Source organism: Streptomyces sp. ID05-39B (genome assembly GCF_033794725.1).
GTDB lineage: Bacteria > Actinomycetota > Actinomycetes > Streptomycetales > Streptomycetaceae > Streptomyces > Streptomyces bobili.
In genome coordinates this window covers 1-11,139 of the sequence record NZ_JARGEF010000256.1, presented here as the reverse complement: position 1 = coordinate 11,139, position 11,139 = coordinate 1, and the positions used below count along the sequence as shown (strand labels likewise).

General features: G+C 70.0%; 2 protein-coding genes. Both read right to left on the bottom strand.

The window, feature by feature from the left end:
- Nucleotides 1-79 precede the first annotated feature (79 nt).
- On the bottom strand, nucleotides 80-7,939 hold the full coding sequence (locus P1P75_RS34695) for a LamG-like jellyroll fold domain-containing protein (protein ID WP_319262996.1): 7,860 nt from the start codon (nucleotides 7,937-7,939) through the stop codon (nucleotides 80-82).
- A 104-nt stretch (nucleotides 7,940-8,043) separates the two neighbouring features.
- Entirely contained in the window at nucleotides 8,044-10,662 is a 2,619-nt protein-coding gene (locus tag P1P75_RS34690; RefSeq protein WP_319262993.1) for a glycosyltransferase family 1 protein, read from the bottom strand.
- Nucleotides 10,663-11,139 lie beyond the last annotated feature (477 nt).

Here is an 11,139-nt window from a genome sequence, read left to right as displayed (position 1 = left end):
AACAAGAACCCCAAGCCGTTCGTCTGGACGAAGACCGCAGACGACATCCTCGACACCCTCGCCGCATACTGCACACGAATTAACGACTCAGGACACTAGACCCCGATCCTGATCCCGCGCTGGGGCGAGCGCCTGGACTGGCAGTTTGGCCGGGTGAAGTTTGGACGAGCCAAGACGTGCCGGCAGGCTGTCCCGCTGCTTCTTCCCTCGGGGTGGTCCGGGGCTGGAAGATGGTAATGGTGGGACGGTCCAGGAAATGCTCGATCGCTCGGCCCGCGAAGTATCCCATGGGGCTTCGTTTCCTGAGCATCCGATATGTGGCGAGGGCACCGTAGTACCGGTTCCCCCCGGAGTTGGTGCCGTGCCACGCTGGACGTGAGGTTGTCGTCCCCCTGGTGGCGAACCTGGTCTCGTGCCCTAGAGGGTCGGTGGAGTTCAGGGGGGTGGCGTTGCCGTAGGTGTAGCGATTGCTCTGTACCGATGGATTCGGGTCCAGTTGCCAAGTATCCCGCGACCCGAAGGATCCCGTCCCCGGCTGGTACCACCTCGCCGCCATGTTGAGGTCCCCGTTCGCCGGGTCCGTCCAGCCGGACTGGTACCCGACCGCCGGTGTCGAGCCGTTGGTCGCCGTTTCCTTGCCGAAGGGGTCGTACGACGTGGAGCCGCTGACCGACTTGCCGTCCGCTGTCAGTCCCGCGACCAGGTCGGTGTGCTGGTCGGTCAGGGCCCACTGCTTGGTGGTGCCGGTGGAGAGGGAGAGGAGTGCGCCCTCGGGGGTGCGGTTGTAGGCGGTCGTGCCGTCACCGGTGAGGTTGTTGGAGCCTCCGTCGTAGGTGAAGGTCGTCGTGCCGGTGGTCTGGACGCGGTCGAGGGAGTCGTACGCGTGCATGGTCGTACCGTCGGTGATCTTCCGCTCGAAGGCGTCGAAGGTCAGCGAACGAGCGTTCCCACTACCGGTGTTGACCGAAGACAGGGTCCCGCGTGCCGAGTAGGTGTATGTCGTCGCGCCGTCGGTCAGCTGACGGTTCTGCGCGTCGAAGGTCGCCATTGTCGAGCCGGCCTTCGTGCGGTTCCCCGCGGCGTCCCACTCGTACGGCGTCGTGGTTCCGTTCTTCGTCCATGACGTCAGGCGATTCGCGTAGTCGTAGGCATAGGCGTTGGTGCCGGCGCCTGCCGTGCCCGTCGTCGTCTTGGATGTCAGGTTGTTGTCGAGGTCGTATCCGTAAGTCGTCGTGGCCGCGGTCGTCGTGGCGTCGGCCGAGTCAACCGTGTCGGTGTTGAGGCGGCCCAGGTCGTCGTAGCCGTACGTCCGTTTGGCTGTGACCGTGTACGCCGTGGTTCCGGTCGGCTTGGTGGCGTACTGCTCCACGCTCGGACGTCCGGCGGCGTCGAAGTCGTACAGGACGTTGTTGCCGGTGATCGAGTCCCACACCGCGTCGATGCGGCCCGCGGCGTCGTAACCGTAGTCGGTGGTGCCTGCCGTGGTGGTGCGTTGCGTCATGTTGCCGTCGACGTTGTAGGCGTAACGGGAGGTGCCTCCCGGGCCGTCGGCGGTCAGGAGCTGGCCCCGGTCGTTGTACGTGTACGTGTTCCGGGTCAGGCCGTCCGCGGTGCCGGCCGCCGTCATGCGCCCGGTCAGGTCGTACTCCAGGGTGCGAGTCGCCGTCGCGGCCTCCGCGCCTGTGCCCGTCTCTCTCGTCAGGCGGCCCAGGCCGTCGTAAGTGCGCTCGCGCTGCACTCCGCCGGGCAGGAGTTCCTTCACCGCCTGGCCGGCCTTGTCGTAGACGGTCGTCCAGGTACGGTCGGCCGGGTCCGGGTGTGCGGGCGTGGAAGGTTCGATCGTCGACTCTTGCAAACCCCAACTGTTGAAGGTGTAGACGGTCTTGTTGCCGCGTCCATCCGTCAGCCGGGTGAGGTTGCCCGCAGCGTCGTAGCCGAGTGACGTCGTGATCGATGCAGTCGCGGTGGTCGGCTCGATCTGGGTCGTCACGCGGCCCAGTGCGTCGAACGCGTAGGTGGATCGGGCCTTGCTGCCCGCAGAAGTCGCCGCCGTGCGGTTGCCTTCCGCGTCGTACTCGGCGCTCGCCGTGCGCAGTGCTGTCGGGCCGGTGCCGTAGTCGGTGGTCGCGGTCACGTCGCCGAGGGCGTCGTACGCCGCGGTCGTTCGGCGGTTGGTCGGGTCCGTCGTCTCCGTCTGGCGGCCCAGGCCGTCGTAGCCGAACCTGGTCGTTCCGGCCAGGTCTGTCACCGTCTTCGGCTCACCGGCCGGGTTGTACGCGCTCGTCGTGCTGATGCCGGCCGGTGTCGTCGACGCGGTCTGATTGCCCGCGTCGTCCCAGGTGTAGCGGCTGACCAGGTTGGCCTGGCTGGGGTAGCGCTCGATCCCGGTCGTCGTCAACTGGCGGCCCAGCTCGTCGTACGTGGCCTCGGTGCGCGCCCCCATCGGGTCGGTGACCGAGAGCTGAAGGCCTGTGGGGGTCCACGTGGAGCGGGTGACGCCTCCGCCGTCCGGGCTCGTAGGGTTGAGCAGGTCGGAGTCGGTTTCCGCCGCCATCGCCGCAGCGGCGTCGGGTGCCGGGTCCGTCTGGACCGTCAGTTGACCGAACTGGTCGTAGGCGTAGCGGGTGACGCGGCCCAGGGGGTCCGTCGCCGTCTGCGGCTGCCCGAGCGCCGTGTAAGTGGTGCGTGCGGTAGCCGTGAGGGCGGTGGTGGTGCCCGGCGGGGTGTAGTCGGGCAGGGTGACCGCGGTGGTCCGGCCCAGTTGGTCGACCTCGGACCGGGTCACCTTGCCGCGAGCGTCCTGAGTGTCGGTGGCTTCGCCGAAGGTGTTGTAGCCGGTGCGGGTGGTCGGCCTTGCCGTCGTGGCTGCGGCGCCGTTCTCCTCCGTCTGCACCGCCGGGGCGGTCTGCTGAACCGGGCGGCCCAGCGCGTCGTAGCGGTACGTGGTCGTGTACGCGGCAGGGTCGGCGCCGGTCACGTTGCCGCGGGGGCTGACGCTGGTCAACGGCAGGCCACGGTCGTCGTAGGTGCTGGTGCTGACGTGCGTGCTGCCGCCGTCCGTGACGGTCTGCCTGGTGACGTTTCCGGCTGCGTCGTACTCGGCCGCTGTGGTGAGCTTCTTGGTTCCGGAGATGGTCTGGGTCTGTTCCTTCACCCGGTTGTCGGCGTCGTAGACGTAAGTGGCGGTCCGGTTCAGGCCGGCCGGGTCGAAGACGCTGGTGAGGGTGCGGCCCAGGGCGTCCACCGTGAAGGTCTGCGTGGCCGAGCCGCCGCCGGTGACCTGCTTGGTCGGATTGCCGGCCAGATCGTAGGTGTTGGCTTCCAGCACGATGTCGTGGCGGCTGCCGTCGGCCTGAGTGACCTGCTTGGCGGTCGTGGCGGCGGCGAGACCGTCGTTGTAGTAGGTGTGCGCGGTCGTGGCGCCCATGGCGTCTGTCGTGGAGGCCAGTCGGCCGGCCGGGTCGTAGGCGTTGGAGACCACGGTCAGGTCCCGGATGGCGCCGGACGGGTCGCCGGTCCAGTCGTCCAGAACGGTCGTGGCGTGCTGCCCGCGCGCGGTGAACGTGTAGGTGAAGTGCGTGCCCGCGGCGTCGGTCATGCCGGTGACACGGCCCAGTTCGTCGTGTTCCAGCAGCGTGGTGTGCTGCTCGGCATCGGTGACGGAGTCGTTCAGGCCACGGGCGTCGTAGTGGTGGGTGGCTGTGCGTGTGGCGTCACCGCCGGTGGTGTCCTTCGTCGATTCCGACAGCAGATGACCGTCTTCGTCGTAGCTGCGCGTGATGACTGGCGTGTGGGTGACGCCGGTGATCTCGTTCCGCACCCCGGCGCCGGTCTCGGTGACGACGTGTGAGGCCTCGTCGTAGGCGTAGGAGGTGGTCACACCGTCGGGGAGGGTGTCGGACACCTGCTTCTCCGCTGTTCTACGGCCCAGCCCGTCGTAGCTGTACGAGGTCACCAGTCCGGACGGTGAGGTCGCTTCGGCCAGGTCGCCGTTCGCGTAATAGCGGTACGACGTCTTGGCGCCGCCCGGAGTCGTCTGTGTCAGCACGAGGCCCGGAGGGGTCGTGCCACCGCCGACGGCGGCCTCGGTGCCCGCCGTGTACAGCGTGGTTGCGGTCGAGGAGTCGGCGCGCGTCACCGTGGTGGGCAGGCCGAGGTCGTTGTAGGCGAACTCGGTGCGGTAGCGGTTGTCCTTGGCGCTGGTCGACCGTGCGTCCCGCTGGGTCAGGGGTTTGCCGTTGCGCGGGTCGAGCGGGTCGTCGGCGTTGAAGTAGTAGGAGGAGAAGCTGGTGGCGCAGGCTCCCGCGTCCCGGCAGGTCGTGCTGGAGACGACGTTGCCTCGGGTGTCGTGCCCGGTGACGGTGGAGTGGCCGTTGGGGTCGGTGACGGTGTGGAGGTAGCCGCCGGTGTCGTAGGCGTACGTGGTGACGTTGCGGTCGGCGTCGGTGGAGGCGGTGCGGCGCTGGCCGCGCAGGGCGTCGTAGGTGGTGCTGGTGGTGGCGCCCGCCGGGTCGGTGACGGTGACCGTCATGGCGAGGGCGGAGGTGCCGGAGTGTTCGCGGGAGCGGTAGTGCTCGGCGACCTGGTCGGCGGTCAAGCCGCTCTGGTAGATGGCGACTTCGTCGATCTGGCCGGTGAAGTAGCTGACCTCGGCGGGGGCGGCGGGCCAGTTCTTGGCGAAGCCGGCGCCGATGTAGGTGCGGGTGTTGGACTGGTGGTTGACGGCGCCGGTGAGGGTGGCGGCCTGGACTCCGTCGAGGTAGAGGCTCTGGGCGGTGCCGGTGGCGGTGACGACGGCGTGGTGCCACCGGTCGTCGGTCACGGTGTCGGCGGAGGCGACCTTCGCGGCGCCGAGGCCGGGTGAGTAGAACTTGCCGTTGAGTTTGCCGTCGGTGCCCACGTACAGCAGGGGGGCGTAGGTGCCGGTGGCGGTTAGGGCCATGGGGGCGGACTGGTCACCGATCAGGACGCCGGCCTTGGTGGTCTTGAACCACAACTCGACGGCGAGGTCGGTCGATCCGCGCAGGACGGCGCCGGGTATCTCGGCGTACCCGTTGCCGTTGAAGGTGACGGCGGTGTTGTCGCCGGTGCCGAAGACGCCGTCGGCGCCGAGGGTGGCGTTCGTGTAGGTGCCGTCGCCGTCGAGGGCGGCGACCGGGCTGTTGGCCGTGGTCCCACTGCTCTCGTCCAGGCGCCAGTAGCCGGCCGGGGAGTCGACGGTGACCGCGCCCCGGTAGTGCGGGCCGTCGCCGGTGACCATGGCGGTGCGGGAGCGGTAGTGCGCGCCGACCTCGGCGGCGTTGAGAGCCTTGGGGTAGAAGGCGACCTCGTCGAGGGCGCCGCTGAAGTGGCCCCACGGGTCGGTGGAGTCCAGGGCTGCCCATCGGGAGCCGGTGCGGCCCTTGCCGAGGAAGATCCGGCTCTGGTCGAGGTGGGTGATCGTGCCGGAGACCTGGCCGGCGAGGACGCCGTCGACGTAGAGGGCGGAGGTGGTGCCGTTGCCGGTCAGGACGGCGTGGTGCCACTGGCTGTCGTTGACGGTGTTCTTGGAGACCGGGGGCGTCCAGGTGGTCGTCTCCGAGTAGAACTGGCCGCGCAGTTTGCCGTCGGTGCCCACGTAGAGCAGGGGGGTGGCGTGGGTGGGGACCTCGTCCTCGCTGATGTCGGTGTTGGACTCGGTCAGCAGGATGCCGGGCTTGTCGGTGCGGAACCACAGTTCCGCGGACAGGGCAGTGCCGCTGAGGGAGGAGTCTGCGACCTGGAGGTAGGAGTCGCCGTTCAGGCCGCCGGCGGTGTCGTCACCTGCGGCGAAGGCGCCGTACGTGCCCAGGGCGACGTTGTCGCCGTAGGTGCCGTCCGACCCTTCCGGCAGAGCGGTGGCCGCGTTGGTGCCCCGGCGGTCGCCCAGACGCCAGTACTCGCTGGGCCCGGAGGCGCGCACGCTGTCGCTGTAGGCGGCGGAACCGGCCGAGTAGGAGGGCGCGGAGACCTTCCACACGCCGCCGTTGTCGTCCCTGGCCTGAGTGACGCGCTCCGTGTCGAAGTCGTACGTCACCTCGGCGCTGACGCGTCCCGAGGGCAGCGTGACCTTGGTGATCCGGGAGACGGCCGTCCTGGCCGCGTAGTGGTCGGCCACCGTGTTCGCGTCGACGGTGTGGCCGTAGACGGCGACCTCGTCGATGGCGCCGGTGAAGTGGCCGAGCTGGTCGGTCTTGTCGATGCCTACCCAGGGCACGGTGGTCCAGCCGAGGCCTGCGTAGATGAAACGCTGTTCGAGGTGGTCGATGACGCCGGTCTTCGAACCGATCGCCGTGCCGTCGAGGTACAGGGTCTGCGCGGTGCCCGCGCCGGAGAGCACGACGTGGTGCCAGGCTCCGTCGTTGACCGCCCCGGTGGAGGTCAGCGGTGTCCAGGTGGTGCCGGGGTAGTAGAACTGGCCGCGGAGTTTTCCGTCCGTGCCCACGTAGAGCAGGGGGGTGGACTGGCTGACCGTCGGGTCGACGTCCTCCAGGCGCTCGTTCGCCTGGGACAGCAGCACGCCGGGCCTGGTGGTCTGGAACCACAGCTCCACCGACGCGAACGGCGAGGAGCCGAGCGCGTCGTCCGGCAGGGCGAGATGGGAATCGGTGCCGTCGAAGGAACCGGCCTTGTTGCCGGTGCCCGCCGTCGCGCCCGCCGCGCCGCGCGCGACATCGCGGTACAGGGCCTCGTTCAGACCGGTGCCGGACACGGCCTCGCTCGCCGCGCTCTCGCCGTCGGCCTCGTTCAGCCGCCAGTACGCCGACGGGCCGTCATCCAGCACCGTGCTGCGGTACAGGCTGCCACTCTCGTAGGTGTAGACGGTGCACGCGGTCGACGACTGCGGCGGGCAGACCTTTACCAGCCGGTCACCGTCGTAGGTGTAGGCCCACTTCAGGCCCGTACCCGTACCGGCCGACGCGTTCGTCTCCGCCGCCTTCACATGCCCGCCGGACCAGGTGAACGTCAGGGTGCGGCCCGACAGCTTGTCCTTGGCTTGCGTGAGCCTGCCGTCGGTGTAGGTGAGTTCCTGCGCCCGGCCGTGCCCATCGGTGATCTTGGTGAGCAGGCCGGCGGCGCTGAAGGTGTAGAGGGCCGCGGCCCCGTCGCGCAGGGTCCAGCCGCCCCCGCTCTCGGCTTTGAGGACGCCGGCCGAGCCGGACGGCGCGGCGTAGCTGCCGTCCGCGTTCTTTCCGAAGCGGACCTGGTTGCCTGCGGCCAGGGTGAGCACGACACTGCCGGTGCTCTCTGCGGTGGCGCGCATGTCCCAGCGCGTCGCCCAGCCCGCGCCGAAGGCGTTCTCCTGCCTCGGATCCTGCGAGTTGTAAGTCCGCGTCACGGACAGCTCGGGGCCGACGGTGGGCATCGCGGCGTCCGTGGCCGAGGTCGCGTAGTTCCCGGACCGCTCGCCGAAGCTGCGTCCACTGTCGGAACCGCCGAGGTGGCTGGTGATCGCGGGCTGCGGCACCTGCGTCGTCAGCAGCGACGGGCCCGGGCGCGTGGAGGTGGAACTGCCGTCGTAGGCGTACCCGTACCAGGCGTAGGTCTTCGACCAGGACAGCCAGCCGCTGGTGACCGCCCACTGCTGGGAGGACACCCGAGGGCCCGTCTTGCAGTTCTTGCGGGTGTCCTTGCCCTCCACCTCGCAGACCTCGAACTGGTACTGCAACGCCTTGGGATAGCGGTCGCGGTCCGCGCCGGACGCCCACAGCGTCGGGGTGAGGGTGCTGACGACGGCGCCGCTGGCGGGTGCCTCGCCGGTGAGGTAGGGCGGGACGTTGACGGCGGACACCTTCATCGCCGCCAGCGGGACACCGGCGCCGCTGAAGGTGGCCACGCCGTTGTCGTTCATCGTCCACGCCAGCGTGTAGTCACCCGGCGTGAGCGGGGCTGTCTTCGCATAGCCGCGAAATATCCGCATTCTGGCGTCACACAGCGTCCTGTGCATTCGCGCCGCAATGGTCCGCAGTGCGCCTGCCGTACGTCGCCGGGGCTCACCCCCAAGCCCCGGCGACGTACTCATCCCTACCGCATCAACACCCCCGCCCCCTCAGCCAGTTCCTCCGAAGGTCCCGCCACCAGCCCCAACTCCGCCCCCGAGGCGAGCAGCGGATGGTCCGGGAGGATGCGGACCGTGTAGCCGTAGGGGCCGGTGCGGTCGAGGGAGAGGGGGCCCTCGTAGACCCAGCGGCCTTCCAGGTCGGGGCCGCCCGCCGGTTTCAGGGGGGCCGTCGTGCCGTCCGTGATGCGGTCCTCCGCGTCGACTCGGCCCGAGACGGCCTGGACCTCGACGTCGTCGGGGGTGAGGTCGCCGAGGCGCAGGCGGACGCGCAGGGCGAGGGTCGTGCCGAGTTCGGCGGTCGGGGTGGCCGCGGAGGTCTCGACGTGGTCGACGGTGACGGTGCGCCAGGCGGCGCGCACCTTCGCCTTCCAGGCGGCGAGGTCGCGGGCCGTGTCGGGGTCGAGGGCGCGGTGGGCCTGGGCCGCCGGGGTGTAGAGGCGTTCGACGTACTCGCGGACCATGCGGCCGGCCAGCACCTTCGGGCCGAGGAGGGTGATGGTCTGGCGGACCATCTCGATCCAGCGGTCGGGCAGTCCCTGCCTGCCGTGCTCGTAGAAGCGCGGGGTGACGCGCTGTTCGAGCAGGTCGTAGAGCGCCGCCGCCTCGATGTCGTCGCGGTGGTCGGCGTCGGTGCCGGAGCCGTCAGCGGTGGGGATGGCCCAGCCGAAGTCGGGCTTGAACCACTCGTCCCACCAGCCGTCCAGGACGGAGAGGTTGAGGCAGCCGTTGAGCGCCGCCTTCATTCCGGAGGTGCCGCAGGCCTCCAGCGGGCGCAGCGGATTGTTGAGCCAGATGTCGCAGCCGGGGTACAGCTTCTGCGCCATCGCCATGCCGTAGTCGGGGAGGAAGACGATGCGGTGACGCACGCGCGGGTCGTCGGCGAAGCGCACCAGTTCCTGGACGAGCCTCTTGCCGCCGTCGTCCGCCGGGTGCGCCTTGCCCGCCACCACGATCTGGATCGGACGGTCCGGATGCAGGAGGAGGTCCATCAGGCGGTCGCGGTCGCGGAGCATCAGTGTCAGCCGCTTGTACGACGGGACGCGGCGCGCGAATCCGATGGTGAGGACGTCGGGGTCGAGGACGCCGTCGATCCAGCCCAGCTCGGCCGTGCCCGCGCCGCGTTGCCGCCAGGAGGCCCGCAGTCGCTGCCGTACCTCCATGACGAGTTGTTCGCGCAGGTCGCGGCGGAGGTTCCAGATGTCCTGGTCGGCGATGTCGGCGACGGAGTCCCAGCGGTCGGAGCCGCCGACGCTGAGGGCGTCCTCGGCGCGCTGGTCGCCGATCTGCATGGCGCCGAGGCGCAGCACCTCGGGGGCGACCCAGGTGGGGGCGTGCACGCCGTTGGTGACGGAGGTGATCGGGACTTCCTCGGCGTCGAAGCCGGGCCACAGGCCGGCGAACATCTCCCGGCTGACCTGGCCGTGCAGGAGTGAGACGCCGTTGGCGCGCTGGGCGAGGCGCAGGCCCATCACCGCCATGTTGAAGAGGTTGGCCTCGCCGCCCGGATAGGTCTCCATGCCGAGGCCCAGGATGCGGCCGACGTCGATGCGCGGGAGTTCGGCGCCGGGACCGAAGTGCCGGGCGACGAGTTCGCGGTCGAAGCGGTCGATGCCGGCCGGGACGGGGGTGTGGGTGGTGAAGACGGTCCCGGCGCGGACCGCTTCGAGGGCCGAGTCGAAGTCGAGTCCGCCGTCGCACAGTTCGGCGATCCGCTCCAGGCCGAGGAATCCGGCGTGCCCCTCGTTGGTGTGGAAGACCTCGGGCGGGGCGTGCCCGGTGAGCCGGCAGTAAGTGCGTACCGCCCGGACACCTCCTATGCCGAGCAGCATCTCCTGGAGGAGGCGGTGTTCGCTGCCGCCGCCGTAGAGCCGGTCGGTCACCCCGCGTTCGCCGACGTCGTTGTCCTCGACGTCGGAGTCGAGCATCAGCAGCGGGACGCGGCCGACCTGGGCCAGCCAGATGCGGGCGTGGAGCTGTTTTCCGCCGGGGAGGGCGAGGGAGACCTGGGCGGGGGTGCCGTCGTCCTCCTTGAGCTGGCTGACCGGCAGTTCGTTGGGGTCGAGGACGGGATAGTGCTCCTGCTGCCAGCCCTCGCGGGAGAGGGTCTGGCGGAAGTAGCCGTGCCGGTAGAGCAGCCCGACCCCGATGAGGGGGACGCCCAGGTCACTGGCCGCCTTCAGGTGGTCGCCGGCGAGGATGCCCAGACCGCCGGAGTACTGGGGCAGGGCGGCCGTGACGCCGAACTCCGGGGAGAAGTAGGCGATGGCGGCGGGCAGCTCGGCGGACTGCGCCTGATACCAGCGCTCGCCGGTCATGTAGTCGTTCAGATCGTCGGCCGCGGCGGTCAGCCGGGTCAGGAACTGGTGGTCCTCGGCCAGTTCCTGGAGGCGTGCGGCGCGTACGCCGCCCAGCAGCCGTACGGGGTCGCCGCCCGCGGCCGCCCAGTGTTCGGGGTCGACGGAGCGGAAGAGTTCGCGGGTTTCCGCATGCCATGACCAGCGCAGATTGCGCGCGAGGTCACTGAGCGGCCGGAGGGGTTCGGGGAGAAGGGGTCGGACAGTGAATCGACGGATCGCCTTCACATTCCACCTCGGCGTGCGTGAGGAGTGGCGCACGGCAGTGTGCGTCAACGTCTTTGATGACGGTACCGGCGTCGGTGCCGGACTTGCTGGAGGCTGCCGCGGCCGGGCCCGTACTTCGGCCCTCGGCGGGGCTTCCCGCGCCCCTCCGGACGCTCCGGTCGCCGCGCCGGACGATCGGATCGCCCGGCCCGGTTCGCCCGGATGCCCTGACCGGCGCCTTGGAGCCCCCCAGTGCGCCCCTTTATGGCCGATTCCACCCCCGCGGGCCACCTTGTGACACTTCACGCCGCACGAGAGGCTGCGGGTGACGCACCCGGCACCGCCGTCGTGCGTCGACTCGAGGAGGGGAACTCGAACCATGGCTCGGACGCGGACACGGCGTCTGCGCCGGGTGGGGGGTCTCATCGCGGTCGCCACGACCCTGGTGTTCTCGGCCATCACCCCGCCCGCGCACGCCACACCACCCATCACCCCACC

Excerpts from the sequence above, each read along its gene's own strand:
- P1P75_RS34695 (WP_319262996.1), bottom strand. The coding sequence starts at position 7,939 with ATGCGGATATTTCGCGGCTATGCGAAGACAGCCCCGCTCACGCCGGGT.